This window comes from Aquisalimonas sp. APHAB1-3 (assembly GCF_048323695.1).
GTDB lineage: Bacteria > Pseudomonadota > Gammaproteobacteria > Nitrococcales > Aquisalimonadaceae > Aquisalimonas.
This window is the reverse complement of sequence record NZ_JBLWFT010000018.1, coordinates 20661-40479: the sequence shown is the minus strand read 5'-3', so window position 1 is coordinate 40479 and position 19819 is coordinate 20661. Positions and strand designations below refer to the sequence as shown.

Annotated in this window: 21 protein-coding genes and 1 pseudogene; 16 read left to right on the top strand and 6 right to left on the bottom strand. The window is 68.1% G+C overall.

The features are described 5' to 3' along the window. Together ACNSTU_RS16590 and ACNSTU_RS16585 are read left to right on the top strand one after the other, a co-directional pair. Positions 1-254 (top strand): AMP-binding enzyme (locus ACNSTU_RS16590; protein ID WP_418212727.1); only part of this gene is annotated, 254 nt, incomplete at its 5' end. 338 nt (positions 255-592) lie between these two features. After that, positions 593-1618: an oligopeptide/dipeptide ABC transporter ATP-binding protein gene (locus ACNSTU_RS16585; RefSeq protein WP_418212726.1), complete on the top strand. Its 1026-nt coding sequence runs from the start codon at positions 593-595 to the stop codon at positions 1616-1618. 105 nt (positions 1619-1723) lie between these two features. On the opposite strand, the gene rho is transcribed toward ACNSTU_RS16585, so the two are convergent. Both rho and trxA read right to left on the bottom strand, forming a co-directional pair. Then, positions 1724-2980, bottom strand: coding sequence for a transcription termination factor Rho (gene rho, locus ACNSTU_RS16580; RefSeq protein WP_418212725.1), 1257 nt, complete (start codon positions 2978-2980; stop codon positions 1724-1726). A 155-nt stretch (positions 2981-3135) separates the two neighbouring features. Continuing rightward, complete coding sequence (trxA, locus tag ACNSTU_RS16575) at positions 3136-3462, bottom strand: thioredoxin TrxA (RefSeq protein ID WP_290633994.1); 327 nt, start codon at positions 3460-3462, stop codon at positions 3136-3138. Positions 3463-3756: 294 nt separating this feature from the next. Here trxA and ACNSTU_RS16570 point away from each other — a divergent pair, with 294 nt between their 5' ends. The 14 genes from ACNSTU_RS16570 (at position 3757) to cysQ (ending at position 16348) form a co-directional block, all read left to right on the top strand. Further along, positions 3757-4668 (top strand): type II secretion system protein N, encoded by a 912-nt coding sequence (locus tag ACNSTU_RS16570; protein WP_290633992.1) that lies wholly within the window; start codon positions 3757-3759, stop codon positions 4666-4668. An 11-nt stretch (positions 4669-4679) separates the two neighbouring features. Then, positions 4680-6599, top strand: a complete 1920-nt coding sequence (gene gspD / locus ACNSTU_RS16565; RefSeq protein ID WP_290633990.1) for a type II secretion system secretin GspD — start codon at positions 4680-4682, stop codon at positions 6597-6599. 1 nt (position 6600) lies between these two features. Beyond that, complete coding sequence (gene gspE, locus ACNSTU_RS16560) at positions 6601-8139, top strand: type II secretion system ATPase GspE (RefSeq protein WP_418212724.1); 1539 nt, start codon at positions 6601-6603, stop codon at positions 8137-8139. Between the two features lie 101 nt (positions 8140-8240). Continuing rightward, positions 8241-9458, top strand: a complete 1218-nt coding sequence (gspF, locus tag ACNSTU_RS16555) for a type II secretion system inner membrane protein GspF (RefSeq protein ID WP_290633986.1) — start codon at positions 8241-8243, stop codon at positions 9456-9458. A gap of 39 nt (positions 9459-9497) precedes the next feature. Next, the gene (gspG, locus tag ACNSTU_RS16550) at positions 9498-9941 is read left to right on the top strand and encodes a type II secretion system major pseudopilin GspG (RefSeq protein WP_290633984.1); all 444 of its coding nucleotides are present in this window, start codon (positions 9498-9500) and stop codon (positions 9939-9941) included. Between the two features lie 9 nt (positions 9942-9950). Further along, a complete protein-coding gene (gene gspH / locus ACNSTU_RS16545) occupies positions 9951-10466 on the top strand; it encodes a type II secretion system minor pseudopilin GspH (RefSeq protein ID WP_290636905.1) in 516 nt (171 codons plus the stop codon). Continuing rightward, on the top strand, positions 10463-10873 hold the full coding sequence (gspI, locus tag ACNSTU_RS16540; protein ID WP_290636906.1) for a type II secretion system minor pseudopilin GspI: 411 nt from the start codon (positions 10463-10465) through the stop codon (positions 10871-10873). The genes gspH and gspI overlap by 4 nt, the downstream gene beginning before the upstream one ends. After that, on the top strand, positions 10870-11502 hold the full coding sequence (gene gspJ / locus ACNSTU_RS16535; RefSeq protein WP_290636907.1) for a type II secretion system minor pseudopilin GspJ: 633 nt from the start codon (positions 10870-10872) through the stop codon (positions 11500-11502). The genes gspI and gspJ overlap by 4 nt, the downstream gene beginning before the upstream one ends. Next, the gene (gene gspK / locus ACNSTU_RS16530) at positions 11499-12440 is read left to right on the top strand and encodes a type II secretion system minor pseudopilin GspK (RefSeq protein ID WP_290636908.1); all 942 of its coding nucleotides are present in this window, start codon (positions 11499-11501) and stop codon (positions 12438-12440) included. The genes gspJ and gspK overlap by 4 nt, the downstream gene beginning before the upstream one ends. A gap of 25 nt (positions 12441-12465) precedes the next feature. Further along, positions 12466-13671 carry a type II secretion system protein GspL gene (gene gspL, locus ACNSTU_RS16525; RefSeq protein ID WP_290636909.1) on the top strand — a complete coding sequence of 402 codons (1206 nt, stop codon included), beginning with the start codon at positions 12466-12468 and terminating at the stop codon, positions 13669-13671. Next, complete coding sequence (locus ACNSTU_RS16520) at positions 13668-14153, top strand: type II secretion system protein M (protein WP_290630929.1); 486 nt, start codon at positions 13668-13670, stop codon at positions 14151-14153. The genes gspL and ACNSTU_RS16520 overlap by 4 nt, the downstream gene beginning before the upstream one ends. Next, the gene (gspN, locus tag ACNSTU_RS16515) at positions 14153-14947 is read left to right on the top strand and encodes a type II secretion system protein N (protein ID WP_290630927.1); all 795 of its coding nucleotides are present in this window, start codon (positions 14153-14155) and stop codon (positions 14945-14947) included. Before ACNSTU_RS16520 ends, gspN begins: the two co-directional genes overlap by 1 nt. Before the next feature lie 16 nt (positions 14948-14963). Next, positions 14964-15536, top strand: coding sequence for an ADP compounds hydrolase NudE (gene nudE, locus ACNSTU_RS16510; RefSeq protein WP_290636910.1), 573 nt, complete (start codon positions 14964-14966; stop codon positions 15534-15536). Next, positions 15533-16348 carry a 3'(2'),5'-bisphosphate nucleotidase CysQ gene (cysQ, locus tag ACNSTU_RS16505; RefSeq protein ID WP_290630923.1) on the top strand — a complete coding sequence of 272 codons (816 nt, stop codon included), beginning with the start codon at positions 15533-15535 and terminating at the stop codon, positions 16346-16348. The genes nudE and cysQ overlap by 4 nt, the downstream gene beginning before the upstream one ends. Positions 16349-16517: 169 nt before the next feature. On the opposite strand, the gene ACNSTU_RS16500 is transcribed toward cysQ, so the two are convergent. The 4 genes and pseudogenes from ACNSTU_RS16500 to fabI form a co-directional block, all read right to left on the bottom strand. Continuing rightward, complete coding sequence (locus tag ACNSTU_RS16500; RefSeq protein WP_290630921.1) at positions 16518-16841, bottom strand: DUF2007 domain-containing protein; 324 nt, start codon at positions 16839-16841, stop codon at positions 16518-16520. Between the two features lie 42 nt (positions 16842-16883). After that, positions 16884-18053: an acetate/propionate family kinase gene (locus tag ACNSTU_RS16495; protein ID WP_418212723.1), complete on the bottom strand. Its 1170-nt coding sequence runs from the start codon at positions 18051-18053 to the stop codon at positions 16884-16886. Continuing rightward, positions 18050-18970, bottom strand: a pseudogene (locus ACNSTU_RS16490) (bifunctional enoyl-CoA hydratase/phosphate acetyltransferase); the annotation flags it as partial. The pseudogene ACNSTU_RS16490 and the gene ACNSTU_RS16495, both read right to left, overlap by 4 nt. Positions 18971-19021: 51 nt before the next feature. After that, a complete protein-coding gene (gene fabI, locus ACNSTU_RS16485; protein WP_290630918.1) occupies positions 19022-19795 on the bottom strand; it encodes an enoyl-ACP reductase FabI in 774 nt (257 codons plus the stop codon). Positions 19796-19819 lie beyond the last annotated feature (24 nt).

Below are 19819 nucleotides of genomic sequence, written 5' to 3'. Positions count from 1 at the left end.
CACTGATGCTCAACCACCCCGCCATCGCACAGTCCGCAGCCGTCGGCGTCCCCGACGACAAGCGCGGCGAGTCGGTGAAACTCTTCGTCTTGCTCAAACCCGAGTACATCGGCTCCGTCACCGAGCAGGAACTCATCGACTGGGCCCGCGAGAACATGGCCGCCTACAAGTATCCGCGCCAGATCGCGTTCCGCGAGTCGCTACCGGCAACGGGCGCGGGCAAGGTGCTGCGGCGGTTGCTCAAAGATGAATGATCACACGGTTGCACTTGCCAGTGGCAGTGCAGCAGCGGCCTCACGGGGAAACCAAAGCTGCGCCCGCCTCGTCCGGCCACCTTATGGCTTGATGCAAGTCTGTGGTGATGACACTGGTAGGACGACAATTCAGAACACTACCTAATGGGCTAGCCATGAGCTTAAATCAGTTAGCATGTTCTTGAACATGAGTAGTTTGATGAAACACTACGCGGCGATACGCGACGCGATCGCCAACGCCTGCGGCGCCCGCTGATCAGCGCGGGCGCGCACTGGGCAATAAAGAAACAGCCGGCACCGCATGCGCTGTTCACGGGGGCAACTGCCCCGGAGGAGACATGGCACACACCGCCGCACCGGAGCGCACACAACAGGGCAACGGTATCACCACCCCGGACACCGCCGGGCACGTCTGTGGCGGCCCGCGACTGCGGGTGGAGAACCTCACCGTCTCGTTCGACGACGGAGAGGGCGGAGCACACATCGCCCTGCGCGATGTCTCCTTCGACATCAAACGGCGAAGCTGCGTGGGCATCATCGGCGAGGCTGGTGCCGGCAAGACGCTCACCGCACGATCGCTGCAACCACACCACCTGCCCGCCGATGCCCGCATGGACGGCCGCATGCTGCTGGATGGGGAGGACATCCGGGAGTGGCCGCCCGGCAGCGCCGGCATCCAGGTGCTGACACGCAATCCGATGAATGTGCTCAACCCGGTTCGCACCACTGGTCAGCAGCTCACCGACGCCTTCCGCCATCGCCACGATATCTCCGATCGGTTCGCCCGGCAGCTCGCCCTGGAGGCGATGGAGCAGGTGGGCATACCGACGCCGCGGCGCAGCCTGAGCCGCTATCCCCACCACTTCTCCGGTGCCATGCGGTACCGGGTGATGGCGGCGGCCCTGACCATCAACCCGCCGCGGATGCTGGTGATGGATCAACCGCTGGGACTGGACCACGGGGCGCAGGCGGAGCTCACGGGACTGCTGTGCGATATTGCCGACCGCGTCGGGTCGGCAGTGCTGCTGTTGAGCCGCACCCCGGCCCTGATCGCCGGCCACTGCGACCGGCTGGTGAGCCTGTACGCGGGCGAGTTGATGGAGAACGCGCGCACGGATGATCTGCTGCAACGACCGGCGCACCCGTATACGGCGGCACTGCTCGAGGGTGCCGAGGCAGCGCAGACCGGAATGCCCCCGGCCGCGACGGCGTGCACCACCTCGGAGGGTTGCCTGTTCCGTGGGATTTGCCCACACGCCATGGCCGGTTGTGAACGCAGCCAGCCGATGGTGGTGGATCAACGGGGTCGCCGGGCGCGGTGCTGGCGGCATGGGGAGTTGAATCTGAGGGCGGTCGGGGGGTGATCGCGGGATTGGTCAGGGGATGGTGGACCTGAAGGTCCACCATCTCAAAAAAAACGGCGCCCCTCGGGGCGCCGCACTCCTCCTCCAGGTATTACTCCCGGTTGATCAGCGCTTCATTGATTCGAAGAATTCACTGTTGACCTTGGTATCCTTGAGCTTGTCCAGGACGAACTCGATCGCGGCCAGTTCGTCCATGGAATGCAGCACCTTCCGCAGGATCCAGATCTTCTGCAATTCGTCCTGGGGCATCAACAGCTCTTCACGGCGTGTGCCGGAGCGGTTGATGTTGATGGCCGGGAAGATACGCTTCTCGGCGATGCGCCGGTCCATGTGCACTTCCATGTTGCCGGTGCCCTTGAACTCCTCGTAGATGACATCGTCCATGCGCGACCCGGTCTCCACCAGCGCCGTGGCGAGGATGGTGAGGCTGCCGCCTTCCTCCACATTGCGGGCGGCGCCGAAGAAGCGCTTGGGCCGGTGCAGGGCGTTGGCGTCGACACCGCCGGTGAGCACCTTGCCGGAAGACGGCACCACGGTGTTGTAGGCGCGGGCGAGACGGGTGATGGAATCGAGCAGGATGACCACGTCGTGCTTGTGCTCGACCATGCGCTTGGCCTTCTCGATGACCATCTCGGCCACCTGCACGTGCCGGCTCGCCGGCTCGTCGAAGGTGCTGGAGACCACCTCGCCGCGCACGGAGCGGGCCATCTCGGTGACCTCCTCGGGCCGCTCGTCGATGAGCAGCACGATCACGTAGCACTCGGGGTTGTTGGTGGTGATGCTCTGGGCGATGTTCTGCAGCATCATGGTCTTGCCCGCCTTGGGGGGCGAGACGATCAGGCCGCGCTGACCCTTGCCGATGGGGGCGCACATATCGATGACACGCGCGGTGAGATCCTCGGTGCTGCCATTGCCGCGCTCCAGCCGGAAGCGCTCGCGGGAGAACAGCGGCGTGAGGTTCTCGAACAGCACCTTGTGCTTGGCGTTCTCCGGCGGCTCGAAGTTGATCTCGCTGACCTTGAGCAGCGCGAAGTACCGCTCGCCCTCTTTCGGCGGCCGGATCTTGCCGGCGACGGTGTCACCGGTGCGCAGGCTGAAGCGGCGGATCTGACTCGGGGAGACGTAGATGTCGTCCGGGCCGGCCAGGTAGGAGCTGTCGGCGGAGCGCAGAAAGCCGAAGCCGTCCTGCAGGATCTCCAGAACGCCGTCGCCGTGGATGTCCTCGCCCTTTTTGGCGTGGGCCTTGAGAACGGAGAAGATGAGATCCTGCTTGCGCGAGCGGGCCATGCCCTCGATTCCGAACTCCTGAGCAAGATCGAGGAGTTCCTTCGCGGGCATTTTCTTGAGTTCAGTCAGATTCATGGTGTCGTCTGTCAGTGAGTGTTCGCTCGGATTTACGGGCCGCGCCCTGCCCCGGTGAGGGACACCGGGATCGTTGTTATCGCAAGGATTGTGCTTCTGTTCCCTGGAGCAGTGGCCGCGGGAGCGACCGGCTGCGCCGGCGCCAGGACGCCCGTTCAGATGTTGCTGTCGATGAATGCCGCCAGCTGCGATTTCGACAGGGCGCCGACTTTCGTGGCCTCCACCTCGCCATCACGGAAGAGCATCAGCGTGGGTATGCCACGGATGCCGAACTTCGGAGGCGTCTCGGGGTTCTCGTCGATGTTGAGCTTCGCAACCTTCAATCGGCCCTCGTATTCTTTTGCCACTTCTTCGAGGATCGGCGCAATCATCTTGCAGGGGCCGCACCATTCCGCCCAGTAATCCACCAGCACCGGCCCGTCGGCCTGCAGCACGTCCTGATCGAAGTTGTCATCCGTAACAAAGACTATCTCTCCGCTCACGGTTGGGTGCCTCCCGAGTGCCTGGTTCGGAGTCTTCCGGAAAAGTCGACAGTTGATGGAATGCGAAGCGGGGATCCGCGTCGGGCGCGCTCGCTGGAGTCGAGGCGGCCGGTTGATTGATGACAGCAACGATAGCCGCGGTGAAACGGCGTGTCAATCATCGACCATTGAGTGAATGCAAATCCGAGCAACATTGCAACCGCCCCCTCGCACGCATTAACCTCGGCTGCAGATATTAATGAGAATAGCGGGTGCCGTGTTGGCACGGAACGCCCACAACCCGGAAACATGAATGTGTCCACCCTGTTATCCAGATTCCAGTGGAAGCCGGAGCACCTGCAACGGCTGGCGTTCCCGTTAACGGCGCTGCTGGTGGTGATGGTTGCCTACGGTTCCGCACGCCTCACATGGGACATCATGCCGGCTCCGGAGCCTTCCACCTCGGCACCGCCCCCGCGGGATGGGGCAGGAAGCGGGGACGTTGCGGGCGGGGGCGAGTCGCTTGAGTCTATCGCCCGCTGGCAACTCTTTGGCGAGGCGGACTCGCGCGACGATGACGATGGACGCATTGACGCGCCCGAGACGAACCTCGCCCTAGAGCTCAAGGGCGTGTTCTATAGCCCGAAGGCCGGCCGCGCCAGCGCGCTGATCAGCAGCCGCCGGGACGGAACGCGCCAGTACCGGGAAGGAGACAGTCTCGCCGGTGGCAGCATCGAGGCCATCTACGAGAACCGGGTCGTACTTCGCAGACAGGGCGCATTCGAAACATTGTCGCTGGAGGCAGCGCGCATCCCGCTTGATCGAACGGTCGACGATCTGGATACAAGTCTCGCGGACGGAAAGGCCAGCGGGACGCCGACGGCCGACCAGGGTCAGGGGGATGGCAGCGGGGAAAGCGACGAACTGGAACACTACCGGCAGCAGCTGGCCGACGACCCGCGGCAACTGTCCCAGATGGTCGGGCTGCAGCCCGCCACCGAGGATGGCGAAATGGTCGGCGTACGAGTCTCGCCCGGCGAGGATGAACGCGTCATGGAGCTGCTGGGGCTGGAGCCCGATGACGTGGTGACGTCCATCGGTGGCACGGCGCTGGACAGCCCCTCCCGCGCCTTCGAGGCGGTGCAGGGCCTGGAGGGCGGCGAGCCGGTGGAACTGGGCGTGCGCCGTGACGGCGACGAGCAGACGCTGCAGATCGATTTCAACTGACAGGAACCACGATGATGACATGGCGCACACTGCTGCTGCCGGCAGCCCTCACCGTCGGCCTGCTCTCCGCGGCGGCCGCCCAGGACGACGCCGTGGACGTGGACAGCGACGACCGGGTGACCCTGAACCTGCAGGAAGCCGACATCACGGCACTGATCAACACGGTGGCCGATGTCACCGGCCGCAACTTCATCATCGACCCGCGGGTGCGCGGCACCGTCACCGTTGTCACCAGCCAGCCCATGGACGAGGACGCCCTCTACCGGGTGTTTCTGTCGATTCTGGAAACCCACGGGTTCGCCACCATCCCCACTGGCGACATCATCAAGATCGTGCCGGACGCCACGGCGAAACAGCTCGCCACCGGGGACTCGCCGGAGGCCCCGGGCGACATGGTTACCGCCGTCATCCACGTGGAGAACGTGCCCGTAGAGCAGCTGGTGCCCATTCTGCGCCCGCTGGTGCCCCAGGAAGGCCATTTGGCCGCCTACCCGCCCGCCAACGCGCTCATCATCTCCGACCGCGCCGGCAACATGGAGCGGATTCAGCGACTGGTGGACGACGTGGACCAGGCCGGCGACGAAGATGTGGACATCGTCCCGGTGGAGAACGCCTCCGCCAGCGAAGTGGCGCGCATTCTGCAGAGCCTGCAGCGCACCGACGCCGAAACGCGCCCCGGGGCGGAACTGCGCATTGCCGTGGACGAGCGCACCGGCAGCATCCTCCTCTCCGGCGATCATCACCAGCGGCTGCGCATGCGCGCACTCATTGCCGAGTTGGACGAGCCGGACGACGAAGAGGGCGACACCCACGTCATCTATCTGCGCTACGCCCGCGCCGAGGACATGGTGGAGACGCTCACCGGGGTCAGCGAGAACATCCAGGAACGGCGCGAGACGGAGAGCAGCGCCGACGAGCCGGCCGTGAGCATTCAGGCCGACGAGGCCACCAACGCGCTGGTGATCACCGCCCAGCCCAACCTGGTGGACTCGCTCCGCCGGGTGATCGAGCGCCTGGACATCCGCCGGGCGCAGATCATGGTGGAGGCGGCCATCGCCGAGATCTCCACGGAGCGGGACGCCGAACGGGGCGTGCAGTGGTTCGTCGACGGCGGCGCGGAAGGGGCCGCCGGCCTGACACGGTTCGGTGGCATCGGCACCCCGGTGGAGAGCCTGCTCACGCTGGGGACCGACTCGCCGCAGGTGGATGACGGCGTCAGCGCCGTGATCGGTGACCTGGACAGCCGTGTCCAGTTCGGCGCATTCGTGCGCGCGCTCTCCCAGGACCGGGACACCAACATCCTGTCGACGCCGTCGCTGGTGACCATGGACAACCAGGAGGCGGAAATCCGCGTCGCCGAGAACCGCCCGTTCGTCACCGGCCAGTTCAGCCAGGAAGGCCGCAACGTCGCCAACCCCTTCCAGACCATCGACCGCGAAGATGTGGGCATCATTCTCACGATCACGCCGCAGATCAACGAGGGGGACGCCATCCGGCTGGATATCGAGCAGGAAGCCTCCAACGTCATCGGCGAGACCTCCGAGGCCGGGCCGATCACCAACCGCCGGACCATCCAGACCAGCGTGCTCGCCGACGATGGCCAGGTCATCGCCCTGGGCGGCCTCATGGACGACGAAGTGCAGGAGCAGGAGCAGCGCGTCCCCGGGCTTGGTTCGCTGCCATTTCTGGGAGAGCTGTTCCGCTACCGCTCCACCAGCGAGACCAAGCGCAACCTGATGGTGTTCATGCAGCCGAACATCATCCGCGACAGCGCTACAGCCGAGGGGCTGACCGGCCGCAAGTACAGCTACATGCGTGCGCAGCAGCTGGATCAGCGCGAGCGCGATACCGGCCTGCTGCGCGACACGGACTCTCCAACGCTGCCGCGGCTGGACCGACCGGAGCTGCCGACCCCCTTTGCCGGTGACTGACATGGACACCACGAACCCGGACAGCCCGCCACAGACTGCGCCCGGCGCCGGCAGCGGGCAGCGGCCGTCGTTCGCCTTTGCGCGACGGCACGGTGTGTGTGTCACGGCGCTGGAGCCGGACCATGCGCAGGTCGCCTACCGGCCCGGCGCAGCCACCGCGACCTTCCAGGAGCTGCGCCGCAGCCTCGGCGTGCCGCTGCAGCTCGAGCGCATGGAGCCGGAGGCGTTCGAACAGCTCCTGCAGCGGACCTACGAGCGCGGCACCGGTGAAACCCAGCAGATCGTCGACGATATCGGCGACGACCTCGACCTCAACCGCATCGTCGAGAGCCTGCCGGAACCGGAGGACTTGCTGGAGAGCGAGGACGACGCGCCGGTGATCCGGCTCATCAACGCCATCCTCACGGAATCCATCAAGGAGAACGCCTCCGATATCCACATCGAGCCGTTCGAGAACCGCCTGGTGGTCCGTTTCCGCGTGGACGGGGTGCTGCGCGAGGTGCTGGAGCCCCAGCGCGCCCTGGCGCCACTGCTGATCTCACGCATCAAGGTCATGGCTCGGCTGGACATCGCCGAGAAACGCCTGCCCCAGGACGGCCGCATCGGCCTGCGGGTGGCCGGCCGCGCCGTGGATATCCGCGTCTCCACCCTGCCCTCCGGGCATGGCGAACGGGTGGTACTGCGCCTGCTGGACAAGCAGGCCGGCCGCCTCGATCTAAAACACCTGGGCATGCCCGAGACGCTGCGCCAACCCCTGGACACCATCATCCACCGCCCCCACGGGATCGTGCTGGTCACCGGCCCCACCGGCTCCGGCAAGACCACCACGCTCTATGCCGCGCTGACCGAACTCAACGACCAGAGCCGCAGCATTCTCACGGTGGAAGACCCAATCGAGTACTACCTGGAAGGCATCGGCCAGACTCAGGTGAACACCAAGGTGGACATGACCTTCGCCCGCGGCCTGCGCGCCATCCTGCGCCAGGACCCGGACGTGGTCATGGTGGGGGAGATCCGCGACCTGGAGACCGCCGAGATCGCCGTACAGGCGAGCCTGACCGGTCACGTGGTGCTCTCCACCCTGCACACCAACACCGCCGTGGGCGCCGTGAGCCGGCTGCGCGACATGGGCGTGGAGCCGTTTCTGCTGGCCTCCAGCGTCATCGGCCTCATGTCCCAGCGCCTGGTGCGGATGCTTTGCGAGCACTGCAAGGCCCCCTACACCGCCAACGCGGTGGACTGTGCCACCCTGGGCATCAGCCCGGACGACCCGCCCACGCTCTACCGGCCGGTGGGCTGCAGTCACTGTAATCAGCAGGGCTACCGGGGCCGCGGCGGCATCTTTGAGCTGATCCCGGTGGACGAGCGCGTGCGCAACATGATCCACGACGGCGAGACGGAGCAGGCCATCGAACGCTACGCCCGGGAGCGTACGCCCAGCATGCGCCAGGACGGCGTGCGCCGCGTGCTCGCGGGTCAGACCACCATTGACGAGGTGTTGCGGGTCACGGTCGAGGATACGGCGCCGATGGAGGCGTAAGGGAAACGGTGGGAGTCGGGGCTGAAGCCCCTCCCACGCAGGTCCTGAGATCGCCACTTGTGGGAGGGGCTTCAGCCCCGATACAACGAAGACAGGTAGCAATGGGCGCATTCGAATACGCGGCGCTGGACCCCGGCGGCAAGGAGATAAAGGGCGTACTGGAAGGCGACACCGCCCGCCAGGTACGCCAGCAGCTGCGCGACAAGGGCTGGATCCCCGTCTCGGTGGACCCGGTCGCGGAGAAACCGGCGGGGGGTGAGCGCCTGGGCCTGCAACTGGGCGGCGGCATCCGTTCCGCCGAGTTGGCGCTGGTCACCCGCCAGCTCTCCACGCTGGTGGGTTCCGGACTCCCCCTGGAGGAGGCGCTGCGCGCCACGGCCGCCCAGGCCGAGCGCCCGCGGATCCGTACGATGCTCACCGCCGTGCGCGCCCGGGTCATGGAGGGGCATACCCTGGCGGACGGCCTGGCCCAGTTCCCCCGCGCCTTCCCGGAGCTCTACCGCGCCACCGTCGGCGCCGGCGAACAGACCGGCCATCTGGACGTGGTCCTGGAACGACTGGCGGACTACACCGAAAGCCGCCAGCAGATGCAGCAGAAGATCCAGAATGCGCTGATCTACCCGGTGGCTCTGGTGGTCATCGCCACTGCCGTGGTGGTGCTGCTGCTCGCCTACGTGGTGCCACAGGTCACCGAGGTATTCGCCGACGTGGGCCAGCGGCTGCCGCCACTGACCGTGGGGCTGATCGCCGTCAGCGATTTCCTGCGCGCCTGGGGCATCGTGCTGCTTGCCCTGCTGGCCCTGGGCACGGTGGCGTTCGGCTACGGCATGCGCCGTGAGGGCTTCCGCTACCGGGTGCATCGCTTCGCGCTGCGCCTGCCGCTGGTCAGCCGGGTCACACGCGGTGTCAACGCCGCCCGGTTCGCGCGCACTTTCAGCATTCTCGCCGGCAGCGGCGTGCCGGTGCTGGACGCCATGCGCATCGGCGCCGAGGTGATGTCCAACCTGCCCATGCGCCAGGCCGTCACGGAGGCGGCCGTGCGCGTGCGGGAAGGCGGCGCCATCCACAAGGCGCTGTCGGACAGCGGGCAGTTCCCACCCATGCTCATCCACCTGATCGCCAGCGGCGAGAATAGCGGGCGGCTGGAGGAGATGCTTGAACGGGGCGCCATCAACCAGGAGCGCGAAGTGCAGGGACTGGTGGACACCGCACTGGCGGTGTTCGAGCCCGCACTGATCGTGATCATGGGCACGGTGGTGCTGATCATCGTCGCGGCCATTCTGCTGCCCATCTTCGAACTCAATCAGCTGGTCGCCTGACGGCGGGCGGCCCGATCCAACCACGGAGGAACACACACAATGAAACAACGCACCGGCCCAAGGGCGCGCGCCCAGAGCGGCTTCACGCTCATCGAGATCATGGTGGTGGTGGTGATTCTCGGCATTCTGGCTGCATTCGCCGTGCCCAACATCATGAGCAACCCCGAGCGGGCCCGCATTACCCAGGCGGAGAGCGACATCCGCACCCTGGAGTCGCAGCTCGAGATGTACCGCCTCGACAATCACCGCTACCCCACCACCGATCAGGGGCTGGACGCGCTGGTGGAGCGCCCGCGCAGCCAGCCGGAGCCGCCCAACTGGCAGGAGGGCGGCTACATGCGCAGCGTGCCCACCGATCCCTGGGGCAACCCCTATGAGTATCTGGACCCGGAGGACGCGGACGGCCGCGTCATGATCTACACCTACGGGCCGGACGGGCGCCAGGGCGGAGACCCGGAGATCACCAACCGCGACCTGGACTGAGCAGCGGCGATGCACGCACGGGCGCAATCCGGCTTCACCCTGCTGGAGATCATGGTCGTGGTGGTGCTGATCGGCATTCTCACCAGCGTTGCCGTCATGCGCATCGGCGGCGGTGACGACCGGCCGGAACGGGAAGCGCGCCGACTGGCCGCGGTGCTGAGTGCTGCCACGGACGAAGCCGTGATTCAGGCCCGGGAACTGGGCCTGCGGCTGGACGATGACGGCTACACCGTGGTGCGGCTAGACGGCGACGCCTGGGACGCCGACGCCTTCGGGCACGACCGGGCGCTGGCGCCACACACCCTGCCCCGCGATCTCACCCTGGAGATCAGCACCGACGACCTCCCCGGCGAACGCGAGCCCGGCGACGGCGACGACACCCCGCACGTACTGATCCTCTCCAGCGGCGAGCTGACCCCCTTCGAGGTGGAGATCCGCGTCCCGGGCACCGACGAGCCCGCATGGATCGTCAGCGGCGACCTGGACGGCAGTATCGTCTACCACCAGGAGGGGGACGCCCCATGAGCCGACGGCAACGGGGCTTCACCCTGCTGGAGGTCATGGTCGCCGTGGCCGTGCTCGCCATCGCCATGACGGCGGTGATCAAGGCCGGCGCGGAGATGACCGCCAACGCCCGCCACCTGGAAGAGCGCACGTTCGCCCAGTGGGTCGGCGGCAATGTGCTCACTGAGCTGCAGGCCGGCGACTTCTGGGACGACGAGGGCGACACCGGCGCCCAGGCCATGGGTGGCCGCGAGTGGCACTGGGAAGCGCAGGTGGAGGAGACCCCGAACCCGGACTTCCGCCGCGTGGACGTGGACGTCTTCCGCGACGAGAACGATGACAATCCTGTTGCCACCATGACCGGGCTGATCAGCAATCCCCGCCTCACCGACACCATGGACGAGCTGCCGCCGGAGGCGATGGAATGAACCCGGCGCGCGGTTTCACCCTGATCGAGATGCTGGTGGCACTGGCGATCTTCGCCATGGTCTCGGCGGTGAGCTTCACCGGCATCATGGTCATGATCGACAACCGCGAGCGGGTGGCGGGCCACGCCGACCGGCTGGCCGCGGTGCAAACCGCCATGGCCCTGATCGAGCGCGATCTGCAGCAGGCCGTCGCCCGGCCCATCCGCGACCCCCTGGGCGACCCGCGCGCCGCCATGCTGAGCGACGATCTGGCGGCGCTGGAATTCACGCGCAGCGGCCGCTCCAACCCGCTCGGGGTGCGCCGCAGCGAACTGGAGCGGGTGGCCTACGGCATCGAGGAGGACACCCTGGTGCGGCTGAGCTGGGACGCCCTGGATCAGCCCCCGGAGCCGGGGCGGCGCGACCGGGCGCTGCTCGACGGCGCCACGGACATCGAGCTGCGCTTCATGGACGATGATGCCCAGTGGCGCTCCACCTGGCCGCCGGCGGACGCCCTGCCCGGCTCACCGCAACTGCCGCGGGCGGTGGAGATCAGCATCGCGCTGGACGACCTGGACACCATCACCCGCGTACTCGGCCTGGTGGACACACCCGCCCGGACGCAGGCCGCGCCGGAGGTGACGCCGTGACCGCGCCACGCGGCCAACGCGGCGTCGCCCTGATCACCGCCCTGCTCGCGGTGGCGCTGGTCACCGTGCTCGCGGTGGAACTGGTCAGCCGGCAGCACATGGACATCCGCCGCACCCAGAACCTCCTGGCCCGGGATCAGGCCTACGCCTATGCCCGGGGCGTGGAGGAGTGGGCCATTGCCATGCTGGTGGAGGACCGCCGGCAGAACGACCACGCCGTGGACCACCTCAACGAGCCCTGGGCCCAGGCGATCACGCCGCCCCCGTTTGAAGGCGCAACCATGCGCCTGCGGCTGGAGGACCTGCAGGGACGGTTCAATATCAACACACTGGTCACAGGCCCCGGCGAAGACGACGAAACGGCAGGCGAGCAGCTCACCGCACTGCTGCTGGCGCTTGAAATCGAGCCGCCCCTCGTCCAGGCAGCCGCGGACTGGATCGACGTGGCCCCCGAGGTGCGCTTCCCCGACGGCGCCGGAGACGACTGGTACTCGCGGCTGGATCCGCCCTACCGGGTCGCCAACCGCCCCATGGCCAGCGCCTCCGAGCTGCGGCTGGTGCGCGAGGTCGACGACGCCCAGTGGCGACGCATGGCCCCGTACGTCACCGCCCTGCCCGAGGCAACGCCGATCAACGTCAACACCGCACCACCGCCCGTGCTCCAGGCCGTGGCGCCTGGGCTGTCGGCCGATGCGGCCGAGGACCTGGCGGCCGACCGACCGGAAGACGGCTGGGAATCCGTGGACGCATTCCTCGCACACCCGGCGGTCGCCGGCGCCGCGCTCGAACCGGGACACCTGAGCGTCGGCAGCAACTATTTCCTCCTGCGCAGCGAGATCTCCCTCGGCCGGGTTACCATCCGCACCGAGAGCGTGGTCTATCGCCAGGGGGAAACCGGCGGCGCCGTGATCATGCGCCGGCAGGGATTCTTCGATTGAGCAGCGTATCCATGGAGAGCGACCGATGACCCCGACACTGCTGCTGCGGCTGCTCCCCGGCGACACCGGTCACGCCCGGTGGGCCGCCACCGACCGGGACGGCCAGGTGGAAGCCCGCGGCCATGACGCGCTGGACACGCTCGCCGACCGCGCGGGCGGGCGCAGAGTCGTGGCCCTGGTGCCCACCGAGGAGATCCTGCTAACCCACGTCACCATCCCCACCCGCAACCACCAGAAGCGCCTGCAGGCGATCCCCTTCGTTCTGGAGGATCAGCTGGTGGGTGACATAGACGACCTGCATTTTGCCACGGGCGCCCCGGACGCGGCGGGCACCAGCACCGTTGCCGTGGTGGCGCACGAGCGAATGCGCGCCTGGACTGACGCCCTGGATCAGGCCGGGCTGGCGCCTGCGCACATGACTGCCGACGCCCTGGCGCTGCCGGAGCACGGGGATGCCTGGACGGCGCTGATGGAAGGCGGGCGTTTCGTGGTGCGCACCGGTGCTGATACCGGCTTCGCCGGCGAAACGGAGAACCTGGCGGTCCTGCTGGAGGCGGCTCTGGCCGAGCACGCGGAGCCAGCACCACAGAAGCTGGTGACTTTCGGCGATGCGCCTCCCGGGACTGCGGCGCTCCCGCTCCCCGTGGAGCCCGCCGACCGCCCACCGGACGCGGCACTGGCCGACCGGGTGAGTCGCGGCGCGCTGGAGCTGCGTCAGGGCACCCACGCCGTGGCCAGCACAGGCCATGCCCGCTGGCGGCCGTGGCTGCCGGCGGCGGCGCTGCTGGTGGCGTTCCTGCTGGTGGACACCAGCCGGGTGCTGGTGGAACGCTGGCAACTGCAGGGCGAGCTGGCCGACCTGGAGGCGCGGGTCGAATCGGTGTTCCGCGACGTCTTCCCCGACGCCAACCGGGTGGTGGCCCCGCGTTCGCGCATGGAAACGCGCCTGGAGCAGGTCCGGGGCGGCGATACCGCCGGTGGCGGCGACCTGCTGGATACCCTGCTCGCCCTCGGCCCGCATATCCGGCAGGCGGACGGGCTGCAGCTGGGCAGCCTCAACTGGCGCGGCGACACCCTGGAGCTCGACGTGGACGCCGGCTCGTTGCAGCAGCTCGACCGCCTGAAGCAGACCCTGGATGACGAGAACGGCTTCAGCGCGGAAATCCGCCAGGCCCGATCGGAGGACGATACCGTCCAGGGCCGTGTCATCATCCGCAGGGAGGCCTCATGAGACAGTGGTGGCAGGGGCTCGCCCCCCGGGAGCGGCGCGTGCTGATACTGGGCGGTGGCGCGCTGGTGGTGATTCTCTACATCTTCGCCCTGCGCCTGCCCGCCGAACGCGCGGTGGCCGACCTGGACGAGCGGGTTGCCCAGGAACGCGCGCTGGCCGGTTGGATGGAACAGACCCGGGACCGCATTCTCGCCCTGCAGGGCGAAGCGCCCGCCGACCCGGACGCCGCCGACCGGGATCAGGCGCTGTTCTCACTGGCGGACCAGAGTGCCCGGGAGCACGGTTTCGGATCGCAGCTCGCGCGCATCGAACCCGCCGGTGAGGACGGCGCCCGTGTAAACTTTGAAGGCATCGCCTTCGATGCGCTGATCCGCTGGCTCGTCCACCTGCGCCAGACCTACGGCGTCACTGCCGATCAGGTCACCGTCCGGCGCGCCGGTGAAGAAGGGCGCGTGGACGCACAACTGCTTCTGGAGCCGTGATGAAGCGACGTATCGCTCTGATCGCGCTGGGCGTGACGGTCTTCCTCGTCACGCTGGCGCTCACCATTCCCGCGTCCCAGGCCTACCGGCTGCTGGAAGGGGATCTGCCGCTGGACGCCATGGAACTGCAGGGCAACCTGCTGGACGGCGGTGCGGACACCGTGGTGATCGAGGGGGTCCGCATCGACCAGCTCCGCTGGCGCCTGGACACCTCGGCACTCCGCAGCGCCCGAGTGGCCTACCACGTCTCCGGCCAGGTGGCCGACGGCCGGTTCAGCGGCCACGTCAGCCCGGGAACCGACGGCCGGGTCACGCTCAGCGACGTGCGCGCCGAGATCGGCGCGGACGCACTGGTGCGGCTGGTGGGCGAGACTCACTACCCGGCAACCCTGGGTGGCCGGGTGGATGCCTACATCCGTGACGCCGAACTCCGCGACGGGCAACCGGCCCGGCTGAACGGCATCGTCAACTGGACCAGTGCCAGCGTCACGGCCCTGGGCGAGACTGTCCCCCTCGGCAGCTTCGGCGCACGCGCCGAGACCACGCCGGGCGGCGGCCTGCGCAGTGACCTGCGCAACACCGAAGAGGGCCCGTTGGACGTGGACGGCATGATCGAACTGGCGCTGGACGGTACCATGACCGGAACGACACGGGTGGCCACGACCGATGCGGCCAGCGAGGAGCTCCTGCAGGGCATGATGGCGCTGGGCATCCCCGACCCCACGGAGTCGCTGGACATCCGTTTCGAGGGCAACATCAACAACCCCATGGGCTTCCAGGGGCGGCTTCAGTAACCGGACACGCGAACCAATGGCAGACAAACCCGAGATTCTCGACACCCGCACCGTGGCGCAGTCACAGCTCTTCCGCGTGGAGGCGGTGGACCTGCGTTTCAGTAACGGCGCCGAGGTCACCTTCGAGCGCATGCGCGGCTCCGGCCGGGTGGGCGCGGTGATCATCGTACCGGTAACAGGCGACGGCACCCTCAAACTCATCCGCGAGTACGGCGTCGGCACCGAGCGCTACGAACTGGGGCTTCCCAAGGGCCGTGTGGAACCGGGCGAGGACATGCTGGTCGCCGCCAACCGCGAGATCATGGAAGAGATCGGCTACGCCGCCGAGCGACTCACGCCCCTGCGCGCGCTGAGCCTCGCCCCCGGCTACTTCGGTCATCGTACCCAGGTGGTGCTTGCCGAAGGGCTCTACCCTGACCCGGCGCCCGGCGACGAACCGGAGCCGCTGGAAGTGGTGGACTGGCCGCTGGCCGATCTGGAATCCCTGGTGCTGGAGGACGAGTTCAGCGAGGGCCGCTCCATCGCCGCGCTCTATCTTGCCCGCGACTTCCTCCGCCAGCGGGAAGGGGGAGGCGGCACGCTCCGGTGAATCAGCAGACCCTGCGACGACTGTTGCCCCAGGCCTGCCAGCTCGCCCGGCAGGCAGGCGTGGTCATCATGGGGATCTACCGTCAGGGCTTCGACGTGGACACCAAGGCGGACACCACGCTGATCACCCCGGCGGATCGCCGCGCCAACGCACTGCTGCGCCACGGCCTGGCCCGGCTCGGCCCCGAGCTGCCCATCGTCTCCGAAGAGACCGCCCCGCCGCCCTTCAGCGAGCGGCGTGGCTGGCGGCGTTACTGGCTGCTGGATCCGCTGGACGGCACCCGCGAGTTCGTGCGCCGGTCGGATCAGTTCACCGTCAACATCGCACTGGTGGAGGATCACCGCCCGGTGCTGGGCATCGTGCACGCACCCGCCCTCGGGCAGACGTGGTTCGGCGGGCCGGACCTGGGGGCGTTCCGGCAGGCGGACGGCGGCGAACCCGTCCCCATCCGCACCTCCCCCCAGGCGCGCGACCCGCTGCGCGTGGTGCTCGGCCGCAGCAACCCGGGGCCGCGGACCCGCGGCACCCTGGCGCGCCTGCCGGAGCACGCCACCGATGTGTGGGGGGCATCGCTGAAGTTCTGTCTCATTGCCGAAGGTCGCGCCGACTTCTTTCCCCGCTACGGCCCCATCTCGGAGTGGGACATGGGCGCGCCCCAGGCGATTCTGGAGGCAGCCGGCGGCTACATCACGGACATGCGCGATCTCGCCCCGGTCCGTTACAACACGCGGGACGCACTCACCACCAGCGACATCCTCGCATTCGCGGACGACCGGGTGGATTGGCGTAAATACCTGGGGCAGGGGGAATGACCGGCGGATTGGGTAGCGTGATGGTGGACCTGAAGGTCCACCCTACGGGTGAGAGCGCCGCGGCCGCATTGAGGCGTAGGGTGGACGTTTACGTCCACCATCAGGCCGCGGCCGGCATTCCGCCGGGCTGGCTGCGTAGGGTGGACCTTCAGGTCCACCATGACGCCACTCAACCATCGTTTTCCGGCTTGCGCCCGCCGCAATTCCAGCACTGCGCAAACTGCGGCTCCAGCTCCTCACCACACCCGGAGCAACGCCAGTTGCGCTCGCCGGAGGGGGTGTCGTCCAAAGCCGCGGCGACAATGCGCTCGGCGCGTTCGTAGTCGATCTCCCGCTCCACCCACAGCTCCGGCCAGACGGCCGTGGGCGGCAACTCCCCGGCCGCGCCGGCAAGCCCCATGTTGCGGGTCGTGCAGCGGATGCCCTCGGTCTCCAGCAGGTTGCGCACGTGTCCCACCATCAGCGGGCTGTGGGCACTGTAGACGCGCTTCATGGTGACGGCCTCCCTCGCGGACGGACCAGCCCGCTTGCGCGTCTACCATAACAGCGACCGGGCGTGGCGGGCGATCATGCCCTCCTCGTCCGTGGGCAGCACCAGCACTGGCGCGCTGTCTGCGGCGCTGATGAACAGGGCGTTGGCCTCATTGGCAGGAGCGCTCAGCGCCAGGCCGAGGCTGCCCAGGCGATCGACGATGCCGGCGCGCACCGCCGGGGCGTTCTCGCCCACACCGGCGGTGAACACCAGCGCATCCACGCCGTCCAGCGCCACGGCCAGGGAGCCAATCTCCCGCGCCGCCCGGTAGCAGTAGGTCTCGACCGCCTCCGCCGCTTCCGGGGCGTCGCTGGCCAACAGCTCGCGCATGTCGTGACTGATGCCGGACATGCCCAGCAGGCCGGAGCGGTGGTAGAGCATGTCCTGCACGTCCTCACGGCTCATGCCCTGCTCCAGCAGATAGAGCACCACGCCCGGATCCAGGGCGCCGCAACGCTGGCCCATGGGCAGGCCGTCCAGGGCGGTGAATCCCATGCTGGTGGCCACACTGCGGCCATCGCGCATGGCACAGAGGCTGGCGCCGTTGCCAAGATGCGCGGCAATCACCCGCCCGGGCGCAATGCGCGGGTGCGCCTCGCGCAATGCCGTGGCGATGGCCTCGTAGGACAGCCCGTGAAAGCCGTACCGGATCACGCCGCGCTCCCCCCACTGACGCGGCAGGGCGAAGCGCTGGGCCACGGCGTCCTGGGTGCGGTGGAAGGCGGTATCGAAGCAGGCTACCTGCGGCAGGTCCGGGCGCAGATCGGCGAGAATCCGCACCGGCGCCAGATTGTGGGGCTGGTGCAGCGGGGCAAGGCTGCTCAGGGACTCCAGCGCGGCGGTGTTGTCTTCGGTGAGCCGCACCGGCGCGTGGAAGTCGACACCGCCGTGCACCACCCGGTGCCCCGCGGCCAGCAGGTTCTCGTAGCCCACCGTCTCGTCCAGCCAACCCAGCAGCCGCTCCAGGGCAGAGCGATGATCGCTGTCCTTCAGCGCCTCGTCGGCGACCACCCCGCCGTCGGCGTCGCGCACCCGAAAGCGCGCCTGTTCGCCGCCGAGGCCATCGGCCTGACCGCGCCAGCGATTCACCGGCGGTTCACCATCGCCATACACGGCGAACTTGATGCTGGACGAGCCGGCATTGAGCACCAGCAGACTGGACGCGTCGCTCATGGCTGGCGACCCTCCCGATAGTAGGCGGCAAGAAGCAGCGCGATGGCGCAGGACGCGGTGCGCGAGAAGACATCATCGGCGCGGCTGGTGAGCACGATAGGCACCCGCGCGCCGAGCACGATACCGGCGGCCTCGGCCTCCGCCAGGTAGTGCAGCTGCTTGCCCAGCATGTTGGCGGACTCCAGGTCCGGCGCCAGCAGCACGTCCGCCCGGCCGGCCACCTCGGAGCGGATGCCCTTGGTCTGCGCCGCCTCCTCGGAGATGGCATTGTCGAATCCCAGCGGCCCATCCAGCCGACCACCACGGATCTGATCGCGGTCGGCCATCTTGCACAGGGCCGCGGCGTCGATGGTGGAGCGGATCTGCGGGTTGACCTCCTCCGTGGCGGAGAGGATGGCCACGCGCGGGCTGTCCACACCCAGGGCCTGGGCCAGTTCAATGACGTTGCGGCAGATGTCCGCCTTGGTGGTGAGATCGGGGCTGATGTTCAGCGCCGAATCGGTGATCAGCAGCGGCCGCGGGTAGGTGGGCACGTCCATGGCCCAGACGTGGCTCATGCGCCGGTCGGTGCGCAGACCGCCCCGTCGGGCGACCACCGCCTGCATCATCTCGTCGGTGTGCAGTTTGCCCTTCATGAGCGCTGCCACGTCGCCCGTGGCCGCCATGCGCACGGCCGTCTCGGCGGCCTCGTGGCTGTGCTCGGTGGCAACGATCTCCGCGTCGCCCAGTTCCAGGCCCGCGCTCTCGGCACAGGCACGGATCTTCGCTTCCGGCCCGACCAGCACCGGTTCGATCAGCCCACGCCGGGCCGCTTCCATGGCGCCTGCGAGGCTCGGCTCGTCCACCGGATGAACCACGGCGGTACGCAGGGCCGGGAGCCCCTCGGCCATCTGCAGAAGGCGCGTGAGCTGGCGCCGGGGCTCTCCGTGGTGTGCGGTCTGCTTGTTGCTCATGCCTGCTCCCAGGGTTCAGCCGACGATGTGGTAGCCGGCGTCAATGTAGGTCGTATTGCCGGTCAGGGTCTTCGCCCGGTCGCTGACCAGCAGGGCGGCCATGGCACCGACGTCGTCAATGTCGGCGAGGCTGTCCTGCGGTGCCCGTTCCCGGGCCCGTTCCAGCAGTTCGTCGAAGCGGTTGATGCCGGACGCCGCGCGCGTCTTCAGAGGCCCGGGCGACAGCGCATGCACGCGGATACCACGCGGGCCGAGCTCAGCGGCGGCATAACGGACACTCGCCTCCAGCGCCGCTTTCACCGGCCCCATGAGGTTATAGTCGTCTACCACCTTTTCCGCCCCGTAGAAGCTCACGGTCAGCAATGCGCCGCCATCCCGCATCAGGGGCTCGGCCAAGCGCGCCATGCGCAGAAAGCTGTGGCAGGAGACGTCCATGGCCTGCAGAAAGCCGGCCTGGCTGCAGTCCACCACCCGCCTGTGCAGGTCCTCGCGCGGGGCGAACGCAATGGAGTGGAGCAGGAAATCCAGCCCGCCCCAGTGCTGCTCAATGCGCTGGAAGAGCGCCTCGAGCTGGCCCTCTTCCCGCACGTCGCACGGCTCGAACAGCGACGCGCCGACCCGGCGCGCCAGCGGCTCCACGTGGGGGCGGGCCTTGTCGTTGACGTAGGTCAGGGCCAGCTCGGCACCGAGGTCGCGAAACGCCTTTGCACAGGCCCAGGCGATGGAGTCTTCGTTGGCGACACCGACCACGAGACCGCGTTTGCCGTGCAGCGAGAGAAACTCCGACATGCATGCCCTCCTGTTTCAGGGTCC

Excerpts from the sequence above, each read along its gene's own strand:
- ACNSTU_RS16585 (WP_418212726.1), top strand. The coding sequence starts at position 593 with ATGGCACACACCGCCGCACCGGAGCGCACACAACAGGGCAACGGTATC.
- rho (WP_418212725.1), bottom strand. The coding sequence starts at position 2,980 with ATGAATCTGACTGAACTCAAGAAAATGCCCGCGAAGGAACTCCTCGAT.
- gspD (WP_290633990.1), top strand. The coding sequence starts at position 4,680 with ATGATGACATGGCGCACACTGCTGCTGCCGGCAGCCCTCACCGTCGGC.
- gspE (WP_418212724.1), top strand. The coding sequence starts at position 6,601 with ATGGACACCACGAACCCGGACAGCCCGCCACAGACTGCGCCCGGCGCC.
- gspF (WP_290633986.1), top strand. The coding sequence starts at position 8,241 with ATGGGCGCATTCGAATACGCGGCGCTGGACCCCGGCGGCAAGGAGATA.
- gspG (WP_290633984.1), top strand. The coding sequence starts at position 9,498 with ATGAAACAACGCACCGGCCCAAGGGCGCGCGCCCAGAGCGGCTTCACG.
- gspH (WP_290636905.1), top strand. The coding sequence starts at position 9,951 with ATGCACGCACGGGCGCAATCCGGCTTCACCCTGCTGGAGATCATGGTC.
- gspI (WP_290636906.1), top strand. The coding sequence starts at position 10,463 with ATGAGCCGACGGCAACGGGGCTTCACCCTGCTGGAGGTCATGGTCGCC.
- gspJ (WP_290636907.1), top strand. The coding sequence starts at position 10,870 with ATGAACCCGGCGCGCGGTTTCACCCTGATCGAGATGCTGGTGGCACTG.
- gspL (WP_290636909.1), top strand. The coding sequence starts at position 12,466 with ATGACCCCGACACTGCTGCTGCGGCTGCTCCCCGGCGACACCGGTCAC.
- ACNSTU_RS16520 (WP_290630929.1), top strand. The coding sequence starts at position 13,668 with ATGAGACAGTGGTGGCAGGGGCTCGCCCCCCGGGAGCGGCGCGTGCTG.
- gspN (WP_290630927.1), top strand. The coding sequence starts at position 14,153 with ATGAAGCGACGTATCGCTCTGATCGCGCTGGGCGTGACGGTCTTCCTC.
- nudE (WP_290636910.1), top strand. The coding sequence starts at position 14,964 with ATGGCAGACAAACCCGAGATTCTCGACACCCGCACCGTGGCGCAGTCA.
- ACNSTU_RS16500 (WP_290630921.1), bottom strand. The coding sequence starts at position 16,841 with ATGAAGCGCGTCTACAGTGCCCACAGCCCGCTGATGGTGGGACACGTG.
- ACNSTU_RS16495 (WP_418212723.1), bottom strand. The coding sequence starts at position 18,053 with ATGAGCGACGCGTCCAGTCTGCTGGTGCTCAATGCCGGCTCGTCCAGC.
- fabI (WP_290630918.1), bottom strand. The coding sequence starts at position 19,795 with ATGTCGGAGTTTCTCTCGCTGCACGGCAAACGCGGTCTCGTGGTCGGT.